Here is an 18680-nt window from a genome sequence, read left to right as displayed (position 1 = left end):
ACATCATGAACATCGAAACCAAGCAACAACACGTCGAAACCACCATGCGCCTGGCACCGGTGATTCCGGTGGTGATCATCGATGACGCCAGGTACGCCGTGCCGATGGCGCGTGCCCTGGTGGCCGGTGGCATCCCTGCGATCGAAGTGACCTTGCGCACACCTGCTGCACTCGATGCGATTCGCGCGATTGCCGCTGAAGTGGAAGGCGCGGTGGTGGGTGTCGGCACCGTGCTCAGCGCCAGAGATCTGCATGCCGCGGAGCAGGCCGGCGCGCGCTTCGCTGTATCGCCCGGCGTATCGCCGGGCTTGCTCGATGCCGCCGATAACAGCGCCCTGCCGTTGCTCCCCGGCGTAGCCACCGCCGGCGAGGCCATGACCTTGCTGGAGCGCGGTTATCGTCATCTCAAATTCTTCCCGGCCGTGCCGGCCGGCGGCGCCAAACTGCTAGGCGCCTGGGCCAGTCCGTTGCCACAGCTGCGTTTCTGTCCTACGGGCGGCATCTCGCTCACCAGCGCGCCGGATTTCCTCGCCCTGCCCAACGTGCTTTGCGTGGGTGGGTCCTGGCTTACGCCGAGCGACAAGCTCAAGAGCGGGGATTGGACCGGTATCGAGCAATTGGCGCGCGAAGCGGTATTGCTGAAAGGTGTGATGGCCTGATCACGCCATCGTCGTCCCGACCTGCGCCGGGACGACGGAAATCATGCATGTCGCCCTAGGATCTGTGACTTCTGGGGTGCGAAACCCTCCCCTGGCCTGCCTAAGCTCAGTGTTCGGCTTTTGTGCCTGTTACCGGGGAATGTTAGTCCATGCGTAAGCTTCCGCTCGTTATCGCACTTTCCGCGTTGCTGCTCGGCAGCGCCACGGCCGCCGACAAGAAAGACAAGGCATCACCGGAAGACACAAAGCCAGAATCGGTGTTGCTGCATCCCCAGTCTGCGGAAAGCGAAGGATCGGTGTCGGTCGAAGGCAAGCGCATTGCGTACAAGGCGATGGCCGGGACCATCGTGCTGCACGGCAAGAACGAGAAGGAAAACGAACCGACTGTCAGCATGTTCTACGTCGCCTATTTCAAGAAAGGCGAAGATGCCTCCAAGCGTCCAGTGACGTTTATCTACAACGGCGGCCCGGGCTCGGCCAGCGTATGGCTGCACATGGGCGCATTCGGCCCGCGCCGGGTGGTTACCAAGGACGACACCCATACGCCCGCAGCGCCGTATCAGTTGATCAACAACGACTACAGCCTGCTTGATGCTTCGGATCTCGTATTTATCGACGCGCCCGGCACGGGCTTTGGCCGCTTGATCGCCAACGACCCAGATGCTTCAAAACGCGAAGATCAGATGAAGGATCGCCGCAAGGACATTTATAGCGTTGACGGCGACGGCCATGCCTTCGCGCAGTTCGTCACCCAGTTCCTGACCCGTTACGGCCGCTGGAATTCGCCTAAGTACCTGTTCGGCGAAAGCTATGGCACCACCCGTTCGGCGGTACTGGCGAACGACCTGGAAAACGAGAACAGCGTCGACCTCAATGGTGTGATCCTGCTTTCGCAGATCCTCAACTTCGACACCAGCATCGACGGGCCCGACCAGAATCCCGGCGTCGACCTGCCCTACGAGCTGGCGCTGCCGACCTTCGCTGCCACCGCGTATTACCATCACAAGCTGCCGCAACAGCCCGCCGAACTCGAACCTTTCCTGCAGGAAGTGGAACAGTTCGCGTTGGGCGACTATGCACAAGCGATGATGGCTGGCTCGCGCCTGGACGACACGCGCAAGCAGGCCATCGCTGAAAAATTGCATCAATACACCGGCTTGCCGGTGGCCTATTTGCTCAAGGCCAATCTGCGCGTTAGTGGTGGCATGTTCGAGCACGAATTGCTGGGTGACGCCGACGACACCACCGGCCGCCTGGATAGCCGTTTCTCCGGCCCCTCGCTCGATCCGCTAAGCAAGGAATCCGAATACGATCCACAGTCCTCGTCCATCAGCTCTGCCTATATCGCAGCGTTCAATGATTACGTGCGCAAGGATCTGAAGTTCGGCCAGGATCAGACCTATCGCGACTTCGCCACCGACCAAACCGAATGGGGTTTCAAACACAACGGCCACGATGGGGCGGTGAATGTAATGCCGGATCTGGCCACGGCCATGAAAACCAATCCGAATCTGAAGATCCTGCTCAACGGTGGCTATTACGACCTGGCCACCCCGTTCTATGCCGCCGATTACGAAATGCACCATATGCCGGTCCCATCGGCACTGATGAACAACATCAGCTACGCATGGTATCCGTCAGGTCACATGGTCTACGCCAACGAACCTTCGCTGAAACTGTTGCACGACAATGTCGCGCGCTTTATCGAGCAGACCGACAACGTCAAGCGCTGAGGCTTTCCACAGCAAAGTGCCCCTTTTTTGAACAGCGAAAAAAGCGGAGATACCTCAGGGATCGGGGTGCGTTAAGCTGATAGCCCTTTTTTATTCGCCTCAATGCCATGCGTACGCTTATCGACCGCTACATCGACGCCTACAACCGCCTGGACGTCGATGCCATGCTGACCGCCGTCCACCGTGAAGTGATCTTCGAAAACTACACGGCCGGCACGCTCAGCGTTCGTACCCTCGGCATCGACGAGCTGCGTCACCTCGCTGAAAGCTCGCGAGGTCTGTTTTCAGCGCGGCGTCAAACGATTACCGGCTATAGCGAGGCGGCCGGTACCGCCTATCTGCAAATCTTTTTCGAAGGCACGTTCGCTATCGACCTGCTTAATGGCGTGCGCGCCGGACAACGCATCGCCATGCCAGGGCGCAGCGAGTTTCGCGAGCGTGATGGTTTGCTGATCTACATCGCCGACCACAGCGACTGATGCGCACGGCGATGCCGTGTTATTCAGGATGCATGACGCGCTCTGCGATCTGCTGCGCTTCGCCAACGCTGATCCCTTGATGAAAGTGCACGGCTAAAGGGTGATCCGATTCCTCCAGCACCAGAAGCGGACGGAGGCCTCCGTTACGAGGACGGACACTGGTCTTCAAGCTTAGCGTGTCCGGATAGTGCGGAAGCCGGTTGCTGAACCAGCCAAAGTAGTTGTCGGTCTCGTCATGATTATCCCAGGTCGACATGTAACGCTTGAAGTTGGCCTGGCTCAATGACACCCATACGCCCCACATGAAGGGCTCAGCGACGCCGTGGATAGGCACCTCCAGAATAGTGCGCACGAAGAAATCACTGTTCTCGTCGATGCCGATGACACACATGTCGTCTTGCAAAATCGCGATACGTGTTTTGTCCTCATCACTAAGCTGATCGTAATAGTGAGGGGATTTGCAGCTAAAACTCGGTGACCCTTCGTGCGTCTTGCCGCAGCACGAGCACGTAAACGTCAATAAAGCCGACATGTTTGCCTCCAAGACAAACGTTAAGCTTCGTAAGTCCTGATTTCCAACAGATGGTTATTCGGATCGCTGAAATAGAGCGTCGGCGCCATCCCTTGCGCACCCCTTTCATGGCCGATGCCCGTGTTCGATCCAACGGTATTGAAGCTCGGTCCGTGCGAAATGCCGGCTGCCTTGATCCGCCCCAACACGTCATCAAATTCGGCGCGCGTCATCGCAAAGGCATAGTGCTCAAATCCATCGGTCTGATGCGGATGTAGCAGCAGTTGAAAATCGCGGCCGACCTGGATGAGGGTGAATGGACCGTCCTTGCCCTCCAGCTTGAATCCCATGATCTGCGTGTAGAAAGCCACACTCGCTTCCAGATCGTTGACCTTGACGATGATGTGATCGATCGTTGCCACATGCACGCCCTCCGGCCAGCCGATACCCGCTACTTTTTCAATGACGGAAAACAGTATGCGCCTGATTGTTGATGCGTAATGGGCTCATGACAGGAGTCAGGCGGCGCGAGCTACGATCTGCACCATCCCTCGCGGGCCTGCGCTAATCGTTGGACTCAGCCCAACCTCACGCAGCGCACTCGACACCCAATCCGGCGATAGGCGCAACTTCCGATATGCGCTTACTTTCATAAGCCAGGCATCCCCTGTTCGCTCATGCACAATGTCATGAACCACCATATGGGTTGGCTCCTCTTCCAAAAAGCAGGTATGTATCCGGCTGTCGTCGCTACGGACGGGAATGAACCGCCTGTCCCCGGCGGCTGGAGAGGTGTAGTCACGAAACGTCATGGCAAACAAACCTTTCGGAGCGAGTAGGCGGGAGACTTCGCTAAAAAGACCTTCCACCTCTCCCTTACTCTGAATATGGGTCAGTGTGTCTCCCATACAAAGTACAAGCTGCGGCGCCTCACTGACGTAACGGCTAGCGTTCAAGAGATCCCCTTCCATCGCGTGAATGGGGAGACCGGCGCCACGAGCCCGAAGTTCGTCCAGCAGCAAGGAGGAATTGTCGATGGCCGTCACCGAACAACCTTCTCGCGCCAGCGGTATAGCGTGCATGCCGAATCCGGCGCCCAGGTCCAGTGCAACCTTGTGGGTGTCCGGCTTAATGCCTAGAGCGTCCAGGTCCGACTTTCCCAGTGCGACAGCGTTATCGAAGCCGCCTACCATCCATAGATAAATCGGCGCGAGGTGAGAGTCGTAGTGCTCGTGGACGGAGGACATGCGGATCCCTGCGGTCATGAATGTCTGATTGAGCGGCGCCCTAGGCATCCGCCTCGAATGAATTGCCAGGTACCACTTACAACCGCTCCCATGATGCTACCGGACCTGCGCGTTGGCGAAGTAGTGGATGGCACATCGGTCGCTCAAGTCGTTTCCATTGCTCAAACAGAGCAGGGCTACGCAAAGCCAGCTTGGCAAGCAAATGCTGCCACTCGTGATGCATTTGGCCAGTAGTCACGACGATAGGCTCAACAACTCTGACCGGCCCTATCTTCGCGCGATCAAACGAGTATCCGCGCGCCTCTGCCTCCGCGTGGACCTCGGCAAGATAGGCGTTGATCGCCAGACGCGGCTGCGCGTGTGCATGGAAGCGGTCGAGCTGCGGATGGTGCTTGTACCCGCGCGTCTCCCCGCGAAGAACTGCCCGAGCCAACAAACCCTCCCGCCACAGTGCGACGAGGCCCTGAGCATCCAGATATTTGGGATGTAATGACCAAAGACGCATGCGTGTACGGCACCTGACGCTGAGGTTAAGCGGCGGCGAAAGCCCGCCCTCTTGAATGAACTGTTAGATCACATCGGCGTGATTAACCCGTATACGGCCCTTTGACCTCACCCCAACCCCATTTTGGCATGGGAGCATCCTCATCCGCCTCAGCACCTGATTGCGAATTGATAACCGCCAAGCGAGAACCCCACTCTAAATAACCGACCAACGCAGAACGAAACTCGGGATCATCCGGCATGCCAAGCTCGTCCGCGGTCTCGAGCAGCAGAACCACCCAACGTCGCCTCTGGTCTTGACCCAGGTGACGATTGAGATGCTGCCGAATCATGTGTGGATGGCCGCCATGCTGAGTGGAGTACGTGTCTGGACCGCCAAAGACCTCCGCTAGAAAAGCGGCGACGTGATTCGGATGATCTGCGCCCATATGCGCAAAGACAGACGCTAACAACGAATCCATCTTGACGTGTTCGTAGAACCGCGTAGTCAGGCGGGTAAGTGCATCCATGCCACCTAGCCATTCGTAAAGAGTGGGAACGCTTTGATTTGACATAGTGACCTGACAGTGGGATGTGATCCAACACCTGAGCCAAGCGGCACCAGAGGCGTCCGCTTGGATGATGGGCTAGGCCCTATGTCTGTTATTCCGGTAGAGCCGGCATAAACAAACGAAGGCCAGTCGCTACTAAGCCGACAAATAAAAAAGCAATTGCTGTGCCTTTGCCACGTAGTGCTGGAGAACGATCGAGCACAAAGAGCTTCAAGTACGAAACAACGACTGCCGAGACTGCGACCCAAAATAACTCGGAGAGGTTTGCCAGACTTTGCGCTCCAACGCCAAGGGCGTTGAGCGCCACCCAAAGAGTCACGCCACAGAAAGGCAATGCCAATAACCAAAAAGTTTGCGGACGCGTACGACCGAGCCAAATCCAGCCAGGGAGAATCAGCAACGTTGCAAAAAGAGTAGCCACTAGAAACAAAGCAATCATTTGGTTCCTTTGATGCGCCTAGTACCTGAGTTAAGTGGCGCCGGAGGCGTCTGCTTGGATGAATTGTCAGGGCGAATTGTAACGATAGTAACGCGGGCTACCCATTCGAGACTCGAGTACCTGCGGTGCGCTTTGACTCCCTTGGGTATCGTATGTGAGTACGTGTCCAGCCTTGGCATCGACAATTGCAACTAAGCCAGGCCACCAAGCTACGTCACCGGATTGAGGGACTTTCACTTCACGGAAATTATGCGATTTCGGGAAATCGTTCGCCGATATGTAGTCATATGAAATGCCCACCTTTCCAAAGACGAACCAGACCCACCTTGCGTCATCCGTATTCTGCTGCCGAGAAAAAGGCAACACCTTCGCAGCCCCCTGGCAAAAAGCCGCACCAAAGAATGTCAGTAACAGTAAGAAAATGAGCCGACGCATTTAGACCTTAACACTGGAGTTAAACGGCGACAGAGCCATCCGCTTTGAACGAATAGTCCGGCAGCGGATGCAAATAGCTGAATTAGGGTAACTGAGGATAGTGTGGAATTGCCTGATTAAGGCAAGCCCACGGCTGGGCACTCGCTGTCCAAATGTCCAGCATCGGCTGAAACTTCGAAGCGTCATCCAGCGTAGGAAAGCGAACGGACATGAATCCTGGGTTCACATCGCCCCGCGTGAACAATGGCGATCCACATTCAGGACAGAAGCTGCGAGTCGCGACACCACCACTGGCTGCCTGAACCGAGTACGTTTTAGGTGTACCAGTGATCTCTATGCCCGAGTCCGCGACGATGAAGCCCGAGGCGAATGGGGCACCGCTGGAACGCTGACAATCCAGGCAGTGGCAATTGAGCATCGCGACGGGCGTGCGTGAGCACACGTAACGAATTGCCCCACATGTGCACCCACCAGAAAATGGAGTGGTCATATCGAAACTTCCTTTGCCACCTAACGCCTAAGTTAAGTGGCGCGCGGTTAGCGCGCTCAATTAGACGAAATGTTAGCGCAATGCCGCATCCTTGTGCTTTGCGCGGCGACGTTCGCTAAGGATGGTAGGCACGATTAAAGCAGCCATTACCAAAACGGTAAGAGTGCCGATAACAATTGCAGGAAGTAGCCAAGGCGCAGAGCCGTTAAACTTAGGAGCCGCGAACCTTACGAGCGCGCCGCCGACAATTACACCAGCTAAGCCGCTGCCAGCACCAACGATAATTTTGCGTAAGGTAATATGAGGTTTATTCATGCGACGCTTCCTTGCTGTTTAATGTGATCGCTTGAGTAAAGCGGCGCGTGATACGCGCGTCCGCTTGGAGAAGATATTAGACATTCGATGGTTCCACATTACTAGGTTCTTTTTGCTTTGAAGGTAGTGCAGACACTAAGAGCGCTGAAATGTGTGCGGCAGCGAGAAGGACAACAAGACCAACAGCGGTGCTAGCGACTCCATGATTTACAAACGCCATAGCAGTAGCTGCACCAGAGAAATTGCCTGTATGAACGTTGTACGCGGTGACGAAGCTATTTAGGCCATTAAAAACTTCGGAAGCGCCAAGATAGCGCAGTACTAGTGTGAACCACATCCGAGGTGACATTTATTGAATCTCCCTGTTGATGATGCTTAACGCCTGAGTAAGGTGGCGCGCGGTAGGCGCGTCCGCTTGAATGAATAGTAGGTGGATCTCGATTTCTCCAGTTACATCTATCCGTGCGTGCAGTGACCCCGAAGCCACTCTACATTGTCATAGATATATCTGAGTCTGAGTGAGCTCAGTCGACTCACTTGTGCGGCGACTCTATTCCGCAGCCATGCTAGATGGTTGTCTGATCAATGCCATATTGTATTGCTGCTTTAAGTGCCCCTATCCTTATATCGCTCAGCGCTTTGAATTTAATGCAATACCCAGTTACTTTTGCCTTACCGATGTCTTTTCCATATGCCTGCGCTAAGTATTTCCTGTCTTCGATTCCAAGGATGTAGACGGAAATTCCGGTTGTGTTTGCACTGATGCCAATCTGGTAGAACTCTCTGGCATTTCCGCTGGCATTCTTAATCATCTGAGTTCCGTACCCTATATTAGGGTTAGAAACGGTTTTACCTGAATCGTCTTTGCCATCCAGGAACCACAATCTGCACTTCGGCATTACATTCAGAATGATGCGGTGCAATTCCTTCATATCGCTGCGTTTTGGCTCAGGCTGAGTAGCGATATATTCTTTGATTTGTTCGTCAATGCTCATACAGAACCCCTCACCTAGCTCTCTGGCTCGCTTGTCGTCAGACTCTGGATGTAGCCCTCTATGACAACTGATATATCTTTCTTGTGACCAACACTTGGAAGACGGTATTGCCAATGGCGCTCACGCAAGGTCCATCCAACGTCTGAGTTAAGCAGCGCCAGAGGCGTCCGCTTGGATGAACTGTTAGGCGCCACTAGGGTCAAGATGGTTGTACAAGCTGATGACAACAATCGCAATGAGCAACGCAATTGCGCCCAACGTTTCTATGTCGTAGGACGAGCGAAAGAAGCTTTTTCGAGAAGACTTGGTTAGCAAAAGAGGAAGCGCTACGACAAAGCCCGCAACAAGGCAGGCCAGGCCAAGCCAAAAGTTGAACTGTATCCAATTCCAGATTGTGTGAATCATGTTTTTGGTGCCTAACGCCTGAGTTAAGCGGCGCGCGGATAGCGCGTCCGCTTGGATGAATTGTTAGGCGCGAATAGCCCGTTACCAGCGGTGAGCCTCAGCAAGCGAGAGCGCCGATGACGATTTTATCGTCAGGCATGAGCGGAAAATCGAGCTCTTGCTTGATGCAGATGTCTAAATCGCTCCGATGTATATGAACGTCGACCAATATCCAGTCCGACGATTCGCGGCTCTTGTAGTACCGAAAATACTTCGGCGGTTCGTGTGGAACGAGATAGGAGCCTGTTGCTTTTTCATACGCTTCGAATAACTCACCAACGTTAGAGGCGTCAATCATTACGCCTGGAAGCTTTGTGACTTTCTTGGTTTCCAAGTCAATGTGCAGCGGCGGACCGAACAGTACTTCTGGCATAGGGGATGCTCCGCGAAAATTGGGCCTAACGCCTGAGTTAAGCGGCGCCGGAGGCGTCCGCTTGGATGAATAGTTAGACTCGCCCCACCAAACAACCCATGACCATTTCTGTTTGCTCGTTTTCCATAAGCATATAACGGTCGCCACTTTCGCCATGAATGTACCAAACCCGGATGGGTGCGTCCGGATATTGGTTGAGTTGATTGACCAAGAACTCCATATCTTGCGCCACGCTTCTGTGATGCTGAGTAAGCGGCTCTGACGAGATTAAATCTTTGGCAATTCTTAGGCGGATTTGATACGTGCCGACCAATGAGCTGGAGATGGCCGAGCGCGAATCGCGACGAACATGAGCACCATTGTTTATTGCGGCTAAGACTTCGGCCTTATGGGGAAATTGATCTTGACGGGAAAGGCAGCTGGGATGATCTGTCATGGACGGCTAACGCCTGAGTTAAGTGGCGGGCACTATGCCCGTCCGCTTGAATGAGTAGTTAGCGGGCAACTGCAGCGGCCTCAATGTCTAGAAGAGGCTGCCAAGCCGCAAACCACTTACTTGCCTCTTGATCCCAGGGCCAGATTCCGTCGGTCGTGGGATAGACGAGTTGGAGTACGCGAAATTCTGTGCCTCCATACAACCAAATGTCCCAGCCGAAATACTCGTGATAGTGCGAACGATGTACCTCACGAAACTGGCAATCGAAGCCTCCGACAAAGCCGGAAGCGAACTGCCCCGGGCTAAATCGCTCGCCCAACCGAACACGCCGGTTGTATTCGTTAACCACAGAATGGGCGATGGGCTGTTTGAGGCCGATGACGACAATTTCTGGGGCGGAAGATGTGCGCTCTACGCCGACTGTGTAGGTGAAAGGCGGAAGGTTGCCCTCGGCAAGAACATGCAGCACATGACAACCGTATTCGAATATGTCTGCCAAAGCTTTTTCTTCATCAGTATCCATAAGGGCCGTCCTTGTGCGCTAACGCCTGAGTTAAGCGGCGCCGCAGGCGTCCGCTTGGACGATCTGTTAGGCGCCGATATGATTATTTAAAAATTATTATTTAGCTGACGCTCGTTCGCGAGAGGTAGGCAATCTAAATTGCGGGTTGGGGCCAATATAACGGGATTTGAGCCACTTAAATAGAAAGGCCACGGAGGCCGACGCCGCTATGAGGCCACCAATACCAAGCGCAAATAGACTGACCAGGAACCAAGTTGTGTCTTTGGTCGTTGGCCAAAAATTGGGTACGTAGGCAATTACGCACACAGCCGTCGCGATTTGACAAAGCCAGCCAAAGGAATAGGCAGCCCATCTGAGTTGAAACGATGACCAACGTTCGTTCAACTTCGGGGCAGGGCCGATCCACGTGAAAGCTGCTCGAGCTAACGAGCTGGTTGAATAAAACCGTAACGCCAATAAGCCAACGTAGACTGCAAGCCAAAACAAGATGATCTTGTGCAGCATATGGCCTAACTCTAATTCGACCCCAAAAACGAGGTGTTGCGAGCAGTATGCAGGCAATCGACTGACGGCCACAAGCGGCTGGTTCCTTCTTTAAATCAATTGTTTAGAGGACATAAGACCCTCTTCGGCAGCGGCAGGATGACTTTGTTATCAGTCGTTTTGGAGGGTGTATGAGTTATGCGGGCGAAGTTGCCGGTGTAGCAGGGATTAGCGCTCCACGCTTGATGGATCAGGTAAGGGCGCGTCTGCGGTTAAGGCATTACAGCCTGCGCACCGAGCGGGCGTATTTGGCGTGGATACGTCGTTTCATTCTCGCCAACGACAAACGTCATCCGCGCGAGATGGGAGCGGTTGAGGTGGAGCGGTTTCTCAGCTTGCTGGCTACAGAAGGCCAAGTGGCGGCGGGGACGCAGAATCAGGCGCTTTCGGCCCTGCTCTTTCTTTACCGTGAGGTGCTTGGCATGCAGCTTCCTTGGATGGAAAGCATGGTGAGGGCCAAGCGTCCGCAACGTGTTCCCGTTGTCCTGTCGCGCGATGAGGTCACACGGCTGCTTGCGCTGCTCGAAGGGCGGCAGGCATTGATGGCATCGCTGTTGTACGGGTCTGGGTTGCGGTTGATGGAGTGTGTGCGCTTGCGAGTCAAGGATGTCGACTTTGCATGCAATGAAATCTGCGTGCGTGATGGCAAAGGCGGTAAGGATCGTCATGTGCCACTGCCGGCGCGCCTGCGCCAGAATCTGTGTCAGCAGGTTGAACGCGTGCGGCTTATCCACAAGCATGATCTGATGGAGGGAGTCGGCGAGGTCTGGCTCCCGCACGCGCTTGCACGCAAGTATCCTTCGGCATCGCGTGAGTTGGGTTGGCAATATGTCTTTCCAGCAACCCGCTTATCGCAAGATCCGCGCGACGGTACCTGGCGACGCCATCATATCGATGAGGCATCGTTGCAACGCGCTGTCAAAAGGGCGCGTATGAGAGCGGCCATCGTCAAACCAGCCACGTGTCACACGTTGCGGCACTCGTTTGCCACGCATCTATTGGAGTCCGGTCACGATATTCGCACCATCCAGGAGTTGCTGGGCCATAAGGATGTGACTACCACGCAGATCTATACCCATGTACTGAATCGCGGCGGCTTGGGTGTGCTGAGTCCGTTAGACCATTGATGAGCGCGTGAAAATGGCGGGCGATGGTATCGGGCTCCATTCGCGACCATCCCAGGTAGCAGCGATCGTGAACAGATGGAAAGCAAAGGCGATCAGCGATGTACGTAGCTCACATCACTGGTGCCATCTGGCTCAGGTCGGCGCAGCAAGGCGTTGAACCATCTGCGTTGCTGTGCGAGATCGCTGTCGATCAACCACTGCGGTTTGTTGGCAACCAGCGCGGCGACGGGCATGCCGTCTTCATACAGCACGCGGGTGCCGGCAAGGGCCGGTAGACGGTCGCCGGCGAGGACGGTGCCGGCGAGGTTGAGTGGGTCGCTGCCGCTGAGGCAGATGCATTGTTGTTCGAAAGGTCGCTGTCGGATGCCGCGTAGCTGACCGATGGCTTCTGGCAACGCGAATTGTTCGCCGACCAGACCTTCCACGAAGCGGCCACCGCGGATTTCGCCACGGGCTTCAAGGCGATGGTAGACGTGCAGCAGTTCGCGCCAGGACGGAAGCCAGGGGGCTTCGCGTTCGAGCAGTTTCCAGAACACGACGCCATAGCGGCGCAACAGGGTGCGGGCGATGTGTTCGATGGTTTCGTCGGCTGTCGTTTCCGCCGAAGGAGATTTTCGGACGAGCGACCAACGGCCCGCGTCCTCGATGTCGCTCAAGGCATGTCGGCGCACACGGCGATGCCGCGATGATTCGCGCTTAGCTGCAGGCGTCAGCAAGGCACGCAGGCCGGCAAAGCTGTCGGCGGTGACGCGCCCCGCGGAGACGAGTTCGCCGAGTGCGTCTTCCAGTTCGGTACGCAGCAGGCGTGCGATGTCGAGCAGTTCGTCGAAGAACAGCGCGCCGTGTGCAGCGAGTGCATCAACAACGGCTTGCGCGCGCGAGGACAGCAGCAGTTCCTGTTCCTGGTTGCGATCGGCTATCGCGGTCCAGGTGCCGAGTTGGCGACGCGGCAGCAACACGATGGGTGTGGCACGTACCGGACCGCCGCTTCCGCCACCGCTACGCAGGCGGTTCCAGCCGATGCGGCCGGCTCGGCAAAGTTCGTCCAGCCAGCGGCTGGAATAATCTTCAATGCGTGAGCCGAGCAGTTCGCTTTCCCACGCACCAGCGGCGGCTTCGTAGCCTTCGAGTTGCGCGAGGACGGCGCCGAGTGCGTCCGGACCTTTGAGGCGGGTGCCGGGCGTGGTGTGTTGCCATTCCAGCAGGAAGCGCATCAGGTCGCGGCGACTGACCGGTTCGATTTCGCGGCGCAGGCGGCCGATGGTGTAGCGATGAATGCGTGCTAGCAGATGGCGTTCACACCATTCCGTGTCGGTGGCTTCCGGCGTGAAGCGGCCTTGCATGACGTAGCCTTCGGATTGCAGGCGGATCAGCGCAAGATCGATATCCGCTGCATCCACTTGCATGGACGCGGCCAACGTGGAAACCGTGCAAGGTCCGAGGCCGGTGAGGCGGCCGCGGACCAGCTCGAGCAGGGCATCTTCTCGGGTCCAGCTTTGTACGACGTATTCAGCAGGCGCGGTGATGGGTGGATGCATCGCCGCATCTGTATGGATGATTTGCCACAACGGGAGTTTTTCGGCGCAGATCCAGGCAGCTTTTCCCTTCTCCCCTTCGGGGAGAAGGTGGCCCGAAGGGTCGGATGAGGGGTTGGGGCTTGCCGTGACATCAATAGTTGCGTGGAGTCTGCTTGGAGCTTCTTGCGAGGTTGGCCCCTCACCCCGACCCTCTCCTCGCTCCTCAAAGCCGAGCACATCCGTGTGCTCTCCCCGCGTACCCCGGAGGGGAGAGGGAGTAAAGAGCGTGGCGCGATGTGATTTGGCGAGTTTATGCAGCCAGTCGAGCCAACCGGTGTTCGTTTCAGCTTCTTCGCGAGTGACAAAACCCAGCACGTTCAGTGCTTCGTGCATCTCATCCGCGCTGCGCACTTCCGGCCATGCTTCCGCGCGTACCGCAGCAATGGCTTCGGGATCGAGCTTGGCAAGATCATCGGTATCTTCGATGCCGTTCCAGTGACGCGTCTGCACGGCGCGCGTGCGGCGCTCTTCAAGCGGCGCATCGTCGAGGAAGGCGTAGGGCGCGGCGTTGAGAATTTCGCTGGCGAGCGGACTCGGTGCGGTGAGGTCGCGGGCGACGACGGTAATCGCGCCGGATTCCAGCCCTTTCAAAATGTTCAGCAGGCCATCGATATCCATGGCCTCGCGCAAGCAATCATGCAAGGTCTGGTTGACCAGTGGGTGATCGGGAATCTGCCGTTCGCCGACGATGTTCTCAAGGCATGCCACCTGATCGGGGAAGACGATGGCGAGCAAATCCTCGCTCTTCATGCGTTGCAATTGCGCAGGTACTTTCTTGCCGCCCGCATAGCGCGGCAACGCGAGTGCAGTGACCGCGTTCCAGCGCCAGCGCACGGGGAACAGTGGTGCGTCGAGCAAGGCTTGTATCAACACATGCTCGGCACTGCTGCTGTGCAGATAGCGCGCGACTTCTTCCAGCGGAAAACTATGGCTGGTGGAAAGCGACAGTACGATGGCGTTTTCCGTCGCCGCGGCCTGCAGTTCGAAGTTGAACTGGCGGCAGAAGCGCTTGCGCAGTGCGAGACCCCACGCGCGGTTGATGCGGCTACCCCACGGCGTGTGAATCACCAGTTGGGTGCCGCCGGATTCATCGAAGAAGCGCTCGAACACCAGAGTGGATTGGGTCGGAAGCACGCCGAGCGCGGCCTTGGCCTTGGCGAGGTATTCCACGATCTGCTGTGCCGCGGATTCGTTGAGTCCTAGCGCATCGCGCAGCCATTCGAACGCAGCCTGCACGCCACCTGCGTCGATGCGCGTGGTGATTTCCTCGCGCAAGCGCGACACACCCAGCGACAGCTCGTTGCTGCGGCCGGGCGCTTCGCCCAGCCAGAACGGAATGCTGGGCGGCGCGCCTTGCGCATCTTCCACGCGCACGCGGTCACGCTCTACGCGTTGGATGCGATAGCTGGTGTTGCCGAGTTGGAAGATATCGCCGGCCATGCTTTCAATGGCGAAATCCTCATTCACCGTGCCGACGATGGTGGCCTGCGGTTCCAGCACGACGAGATAGTCGGCGGTATCGGGAATGGTGCCGCCGGAAGTGACAGCCGTGAGTCGCGCGCCGCGCCGCGCACGTAATTCGTGATGTACTGCATCGCGATGCACGTACGCAGCACGCGCACCGCGTCGCGTCGTGAAGCCATCGGCCAGCATGCGCACGATCGCATTGAACTGTTCGCGCGGCAGCGTGCGATACGGGTAGGCGCGTCGCACCAGATCGAACAACGCATCTTCGTCCCATTCGGCACAGGCTACTTCGGCCACGATCTGCTGGGCGAGCACGTCGAGCGGTTGCGGTGGTTGCACCAGGGTATCGAGTTCGCCGCGGCGCACGCAGTCGAGCAAGGCCGCACATTCGATCAGGTCATCGCGACTGGCAGGAAACAGGCGTGCTTTAGGCGTGCCGTTCACCGCGTGACCAGAACGGCCGGCACGCTGCAGGAACGCAGCGATAGAGCGCGGTGATGAAAGCTGGCACACCAGATCCACGTCACCGATATCGATGCCGAGTTCCAATGATGCGGTGGCGATCAACACTTTCAGTTCGCCACGCTTCAAGCGCTGCTCGGCATCCAGCCGCTGTTCCTTCGCCAGGCTGCCGTGATGCGCGGCGACGGCTTCGTGACCCAGGCGTTCGGAGAGATGCCGCGCTACGCGCTCAGCCATGCGGCGCGTGTTGACGAATACCAGCGTGGTGCGGTGTTGCTCTACGAGTTGGGTGATCTGGTTGTAGACCAGTTCCCAGGTGTCGTTGGACATCACCGCTTCCAGCGGCACGGGGGGTACTTCGATGGCGAGATCGCGTGCGCGGGTGTGGCCGATGTCGATGATGGTGCAGGCGTTTGGGTTACCCGAAGGATGGAATGCTTCCTGGCCGTCATTCCCGCGAAGGCGGGAATCCATGTTTTCCTTCCGCGTAAAAGCAGGATGGATTGACCAGCATTCGCTGTTGAAAAGCGCCTCTGCCTTCGCGGGAATGACGGCGTCGTTGTAGGACGGATTAGGTATGGGCGCAGAGTTTGCGAAAAGGTCGGGTATGAAGGGCTGCTCGCGTTTGGAGGTCTCTCGCGAGGTTGTCGCCTCACTCCGAAGGGGAGAAGGAGCCAACCCGACGCCCTCCCCTACCAAAAATTTTGCAACCTCCTCGATCGGCTTCTGCGTCGCCGACAAACCAATACGCAACAACGGCCGCTGACACAGTGCTTCCAGCCGCTCCAGTGTCAACGCCAGATGCGCGCCGCGTTTGCTTGAAGCGACGGCATGAATTTCATCGACGATCACACTACGTACTGTTTTGAGCATCTCGCGTCCGGACAGCGAGCCCATCAGCACATACAGCGATTCCGGCGTCGTCACCAGAATATGCGGTGGCACCTTGCGCATCAGGTTGCGCGCGGGCTGCGGCGTGTCGCCGGTGCGTACGGCAGTGCGGATGGGCGCGTCGGGTAGGCCCAGTTGTGCCAGTTGCGCGCGAATGCCTTCCAGCGGTGCTTCGAGGTTGATGTGGATATCGTTCGACAGCGCTTTCAGCGGCGAGACGTACACCACGCGCGTTTCGTCCGGCAGCGTGCCGCCGCGTGCGACGGCTTCCTGCACCAGCGCATCGATGGCGGCAAGAAAGGCGGTAAGTGTTTTACCCGAACCGGTCGGCGCCGCCACCAGCGTGTGCTGCCCTGCCCTGATCGCCGGCCACGCGCGTTCCTGCGCCGAGGTCGGCGCGGGGAACGTGGCGTCGAACCACGCGGAAACGGCTGGATGGAAGGCTTGCAGCGGCATCGTCGAGTGCCCGCGGCTGGGCGGGTGCGGTTCGTCGATCATACATAGGGGCCTGATGGGGTCGCGTAAAGGCCGACCCACTTGGCTGTGCCGGCTGGCTCCATCCTGCGGCGCTTGCGTCTCAACCGCTGAGACGCAAGCGCATGGGATCAGGCCGCCTCGCGCGCAGCGGGCCAGCGCACGCCGGTCAGTTGCTCGGAGACCTCCCATAAGCGCTCCGCCACGGTCTGGTCGCGTGCGCGCTTACCGATGCTGCTCACGCCCGGAGGACCTTTCAGCCCGAACAATCCTTGCGGGCCGTAATAGGTGGCGCCGCGCGCATCGGGCGAGGTGGCGGCAAGCAATGTCGGCCATGCGCCCTCGGCGGCGGATTGCGAGAGGACGGGTTCCAGCAAGCTGCCGAACTTTTGTGGCTTGTCTTTGCCCAGGTTCGGTCCGGACGTCTGCAATCCGGTGCGCGCATAACCAGGATGGCAGGTATTGCTCATCAGTCCCCAACCCAGGGCGTCACTGCGGCGCTGCAAGGTCAGACCGAACATCAGCAAGGCCAGTTTGGATTGCGCATAGGCCTGCCAGGGATGGTAGCGGCGTTGCCATTGCAGGTCATCGAAATGAATAGCCGCCATCTGACGGTGCGCAAGGCTGCTCACGTTCACTACGCGTGGTTTGCGCCCTTTGCGCAGTAGCGGGAGCAGGTGATGCGTCAAGGCGAAATGGCCCAGATAGTTGGTGCCGAATTGCAATTCGAAACCATCGGCCGTAGTGAAGCGCTTGGGCGGTACCATCACGCCGCCGTTGTTGATCAACAGATCAAGTGCGTCATGCTCCTGCGCAAATCGGTCGGCAAACGCGGATACCGAAGCCAGGCTAGCCAGGTCCAGATGCGCGTAGCGGATCGTCGCCTGCGGATGCAGTGCGCGGATGCGCTCAAGTGCGGCGTCTCCCTTGGCATCGTCGCGGCCGGTCAGCACCACGTCGGCACCGGCGTCAGCCAGCGCGAGCGCCGCCTCGAAACCGATGCCGCCGGTGGCGCCGGTAATCACGGCGAGGCGCCCGCGTTGTGGCGGAATGCTCTGGATCGACCAGGGCCGGCTCATGGCATCGGTTCCCTGGCCAATGAGATCTCCGGCAGCGTCACGCCGCTATCGACGTCGGTGGACAGGCTCACCGCGCGCCAGCGTTCGGCTTCGGCGCGGCGTGCCTCATCCGCCAGATGAAAGAAATGCACCGCGTCGCTGCCGAGCAGCAGGTGTTCCGGCGTGGCGTCGTGATCGGCGAGCTGCAGGAGCACCTGCGCCACCTTATCGGGGTCACCGGCTTCTTGGCCGATATGCCCGGAAAGCATGCGGCTTATCGTGCCGACCGACGGTTCGTAGTCGGGCAACAGATCGGGTATGGCGCCGCGGGCGATCTCGCCCCAACCGGTTCGCATGCCACCCGGCTCCACCGACGTGACCTTGACGCCGAACGGCGCGGCTTCCTTCGCCAATACTTCGGTAAAGCCGCCTACCGCCCATTTAGCCGCCTGATAGGCACTAAGGCCAGGCATGCCGAGGCGGCCGCCCACCGAAGAGATCTGGAAGATGTGGCCGGAACGCTGTTTGCGCATCACCGGCAAGGCAGCGCGGGTGAGATTGACCACGCCATAAAAATTGGTATCGATCTGCGCGCGGAAATCCTCGGCGGCAGCTTGCTCGAACGGCGCGATATGGCCGAAGCCGGCGTTGTTGACCAGTACATCGAGGCGGCCGAAGGCCGATACCGCAACATCAATGGCAGCCTGTGCGGCCGATGCGTCGGTGACATCGAGTGCGAATGTGCGGATGCGGTCGCCGTAGCGATCGACCAGATCCTGCAGTTTGTCGGTTTGCCGCGCCGTGGCGACCAGACGATGGCCGCCGGCCAGAACGGCCTCGGCAAGATGACGGCCAAGGCCGCGGGCGCTACCTGTGATTAACCAGATCTTAGACATGACAAAAACTCCGTCGGTGGTTGCTTTTAGTTGAGTATGTACACACTCATT

At 57.8% G+C, this 18680-nt stretch carries 18 protein-coding genes and 2 pseudogenes; 4 read left to right on the top strand and 16 right to left on the bottom strand.

Annotation, left to right across the window (positions count from 1 at the left end; genetic code table 11):
- Nucleotides 1–5 precede the first annotated feature (5 nt).
- The 3 genes from eda to ISN74_RS20145 all read left to right on the top strand — a co-directional run bounded on the left by eda (nucleotide 6) and on the right by ISN74_RS20145 (nucleotide 2871).
- Complete coding sequence (gene eda, locus ISN74_RS20155; RefSeq protein ID WP_188795806.1) at nucleotides 6–659, top strand: bifunctional 4-hydroxy-2-oxoglutarate aldolase/2-dehydro-3-deoxy-phosphogluconate aldolase; 654 nt, start codon at nucleotides 6–8, stop codon at nucleotides 657–659.
- 149 nt (nucleotides 660–808) lie between these two features.
- Nucleotides 809–2392: a S10 family peptidase gene (locus tag ISN74_RS20150; protein ID WP_188795804.1), complete on the top strand. Its 1584-nt coding sequence runs from the start codon at nucleotides 809–811 to the stop codon at nucleotides 2390–2392.
- A gap of 107 nt (nucleotides 2393–2499) precedes the next feature.
- Nucleotides 2500–2871, top strand: a complete 372-nt coding sequence (locus ISN74_RS20145; protein ID WP_188795795.1) for a nuclear transport factor 2 family protein — start codon at nucleotides 2500–2502, stop codon at nucleotides 2869–2871.
- Between the two features lie 19 nt (nucleotides 2872–2890).
- On the opposite strand, the gene ISN74_RS20140 is transcribed toward ISN74_RS20145, so the two are convergent.
- From ISN74_RS20140 to ISN74_RS20090, 12 genes are all read right to left on the bottom strand, one after another.
- On the bottom strand, nucleotides 2891–3403 hold the full coding sequence (locus tag ISN74_RS20140) for a DUF2199 domain-containing protein (protein WP_188795793.1): 513 nt from the start codon (nucleotides 3401–3403) through the stop codon (nucleotides 2891–2893).
- Between the two features lie 20 nt (nucleotides 3404–3423).
- Nucleotides 3424–3804, bottom strand: coding sequence for a VOC family protein (locus ISN74_RS20135; RefSeq protein WP_188795791.1), 381 nt, complete (start codon nucleotides 3802–3804; stop codon nucleotides 3424–3426).
- A gap of 96 nt (nucleotides 3805–3900) precedes the next feature.
- Entirely contained in the window at nucleotides 3901–4647 is a 747-nt protein-coding gene (locus ISN74_RS20130) for a class I SAM-dependent methyltransferase (protein ID WP_203546664.1), read from the bottom strand.
- A 58-nt stretch (nucleotides 4648–4705) separates the two neighbouring features.
- The gene (locus ISN74_RS21190; protein WP_229678890.1) at nucleotides 4706–5134 is read right to left on the bottom strand and encodes a pyrimidine dimer DNA glycosylase/endonuclease V; all 429 of its coding nucleotides are present in this window, start codon (nucleotides 5132–5134) and stop codon (nucleotides 4706–4708) included.
- A gap of 82 nt (nucleotides 5135–5216) precedes the next feature.
- Nucleotides 5217–5687, bottom strand: a complete 471-nt coding sequence (locus ISN74_RS20125) for a group II truncated hemoglobin (protein ID WP_188795790.1) — start codon at nucleotides 5685–5687, stop codon at nucleotides 5217–5219.
- Nucleotides 5688–5775: 88 nt separating this feature from the next.
- A complete protein-coding gene (locus ISN74_RS20120) occupies nucleotides 5776–6123 on the bottom strand; it encodes a hypothetical protein (protein ID WP_188795789.1) in 348 nt (115 codons plus the stop codon).
- Nucleotides 6124–6640: 517 nt separating this feature from the next.
- Complete coding sequence (locus ISN74_RS20115; RefSeq protein WP_188795788.1) at nucleotides 6641–7048, bottom strand: GFA family protein; 408 nt, start codon at nucleotides 7046–7048, stop codon at nucleotides 6641–6643.
- A 72-nt stretch (nucleotides 7049–7120) separates the two neighbouring features.
- On the bottom strand, nucleotides 7121–7363 hold the full coding sequence (locus ISN74_RS20110) for a hypothetical protein (protein ID WP_188795787.1): 243 nt from the start codon (nucleotides 7361–7363) through the stop codon (nucleotides 7121–7123).
- Between the two features lie 566 nt (nucleotides 7364–7929).
- Nucleotides 7930–8358 carry a DUF1801 domain-containing protein gene (locus ISN74_RS20105; protein WP_188795786.1) on the bottom strand — a complete coding sequence of 143 codons (429 nt, stop codon included), beginning with the start codon at nucleotides 8356–8358 and terminating at the stop codon, nucleotides 7930–7932.
- Between the two features lie 502 nt (nucleotides 8359–8860).
- Entirely contained in the window at nucleotides 8861–9175 is a 315-nt protein-coding gene (locus ISN74_RS20100; protein WP_188795785.1) for a hypothetical protein, read from the bottom strand.
- A 73-nt stretch (nucleotides 9176–9248) separates the two neighbouring features.
- A complete protein-coding gene (locus ISN74_RS20095; protein WP_188795784.1) occupies nucleotides 9249–9611 on the bottom strand; it encodes a hypothetical protein in 363 nt (120 codons plus the stop codon).
- Between the two features lie 58 nt (nucleotides 9612–9669).
- Nucleotides 9670–10134, bottom strand: coding sequence for a DUF4262 domain-containing protein (locus tag ISN74_RS20090; RefSeq protein ID WP_188795783.1), 465 nt, complete (start codon nucleotides 10132–10134; stop codon nucleotides 9670–9672).
- Between the two features lie 674 nt (nucleotides 10135–10808).
- Here ISN74_RS20090 and ISN74_RS20085 point away from each other — a divergent pair.
- On the top strand, nucleotides 10809–11804 hold the full coding sequence (locus ISN74_RS20085; protein ID WP_188795782.1) for an integron integrase: 996 nt from the start codon (nucleotides 10809–10811) through the stop codon (nucleotides 11802–11804).
- Between the two features lie 92 nt (nucleotides 11805–11896).
- Here ISN74_RS20085 and ISN74_RS21365 read toward each other — a convergent pair.
- From ISN74_RS21365 to ISN74_RS20060, 4 genes and pseudogenes are all read right to left on the bottom strand, one after another.
- Nucleotides 11897–15733, bottom strand: a pseudogene (locus tag ISN74_RS21365) (Lhr family helicase); the annotation flags it as partial.
- Between the two features lie 240 nt (nucleotides 15734–15973).
- A pseudogene (locus ISN74_RS21285) lies at nucleotides 15974–16657 on the bottom strand (DEAD/DEAH box helicase); the annotation flags it as partial.
- Nucleotides 16658–16806: 149 nt separating this feature from the next.
- Entirely contained in the window at nucleotides 16807–17754 is a 948-nt protein-coding gene (locus ISN74_RS20065; protein WP_188795781.1) for an SDR family oxidoreductase, read from the bottom strand.
- Nucleotides 17751–18629 carry an SDR family NAD(P)-dependent oxidoreductase gene (locus ISN74_RS20060; protein ID WP_188795780.1) on the bottom strand — a complete coding sequence of 293 codons (879 nt, stop codon included), beginning with the start codon at nucleotides 18627–18629 and terminating at the stop codon, nucleotides 17751–17753. The genes ISN74_RS20065 and ISN74_RS20060 overlap by 4 nt, the downstream gene beginning before the upstream one ends.
- Nucleotides 18630–18680 lie beyond the last annotated feature (51 nt).

This window comes from Dyella caseinilytica (assembly GCF_016865235.1).
GTDB classification, from domain to species: Bacteria; Pseudomonadota; Gammaproteobacteria; order Xanthomonadales; family Rhodanobacteraceae; genus Dyella_B; species Dyella_B caseinilytica.
Note: the sequence above shows the minus strand (reverse complement) of the source record. Positions and strands in the feature narration are given on the sequence as shown.

What these genes read in the sequence shown, in the direction of transcription:
- eda (WP_188795806.1), top strand. Translation starts at nt 6, where the DNA reads ATGAACATCGAAACCAAGCAACAACACGTCGAAACCACCATGCGCCTG.
- ISN74_RS20150 (WP_188795804.1), top strand. Translation starts at nt 809, where the DNA reads ATGCGTAAGCTTCCGCTCGTTATCGCACTTTCCGCGTTGCTGCTCGGC.
- ISN74_RS20145 (WP_188795795.1), top strand. Translation starts at nt 2,500, where the DNA reads ATGCGTACGCTTATCGACCGCTACATCGACGCCTACAACCGCCTGGAC.
- ISN74_RS20140 (WP_188795793.1), bottom strand. Translation starts at nt 3,403, where the DNA reads ATGTCGGCTTTATTGACGTTTACGTGCTCGTGCTGCGGCAAGACGCAC.
- ISN74_RS20130 (WP_203546664.1), bottom strand. Translation starts at nt 4,647, where the DNA reads ATGACCGCAGGGATCCGCATGTCCTCCGTCCACGAGCACTACGACTCT.
- ISN74_RS21190 (WP_229678890.1), bottom strand. Translation starts at nt 5,134, where the DNA reads ATGCGTCTTTGGTCATTACATCCCAAATATCTGGATGCTCAGGGCCTC.
- ISN74_RS20125 (WP_188795790.1), bottom strand. Translation starts at nt 5,687, where the DNA reads ATGTCAAATCAAAGCGTTCCCACTCTTTACGAATGGCTAGGTGGCATG.
- ISN74_RS20120 (WP_188795789.1), bottom strand. Translation starts at nt 6,123, where the DNA reads ATGATTGCTTTGTTTCTAGTGGCTACTCTTTTTGCAACGTTGCTGATT.
- ISN74_RS20115 (WP_188795788.1), bottom strand. Translation starts at nt 7,048, where the DNA reads ATGACCACTCCATTTTCTGGTGGGTGCACATGTGGGGCAATTCGTTAC.
- ISN74_RS20110 (WP_188795787.1), bottom strand. Translation starts at nt 7,363, where the DNA reads ATGAATAAACCTCATATTACCTTACGCAAAATTATCGTTGGTGCTGGC.
- ISN74_RS20105 (WP_188795786.1), bottom strand. Translation starts at nt 8,358, where the DNA reads ATGAGCATTGACGAACAAATCAAAGAATATATCGCTACTCAGCCTGAG.
- ISN74_RS20100 (WP_188795785.1), bottom strand. Translation starts at nt 9,175, where the DNA reads ATGCCAGAAGTACTGTTCGGTCCGCCGCTGCACATTGACTTGGAAACC.
- ISN74_RS20095 (WP_188795784.1), bottom strand. Translation starts at nt 9,611, where the DNA reads ATGACAGATCATCCCAGCTGCCTTTCCCGTCAAGATCAATTTCCCCAT.
- ISN74_RS20090 (WP_188795783.1), bottom strand. Translation starts at nt 10,134, where the DNA reads ATGGATACTGATGAAGAAAAAGCTTTGGCAGACATATTCGAATACGGT.
- ISN74_RS20085 (WP_188795782.1), top strand. Translation starts at nt 10,809, where the DNA reads ATGAGTTATGCGGGCGAAGTTGCCGGTGTAGCAGGGATTAGCGCTCCA.
- ISN74_RS20065 (WP_188795781.1), bottom strand. Translation starts at nt 17,754, where the DNA reads ATGAGCCGGCCCTGGTCGATCCAGAGCATTCCGCCACAACGCGGGCGC.
- ISN74_RS20060 (WP_188795780.1), bottom strand. Translation starts at nt 18,629, where the DNA reads ATGTCTAAGATCTGGTTAATCACAGGTAGCGCCCGCGGCCTTGGCCGT.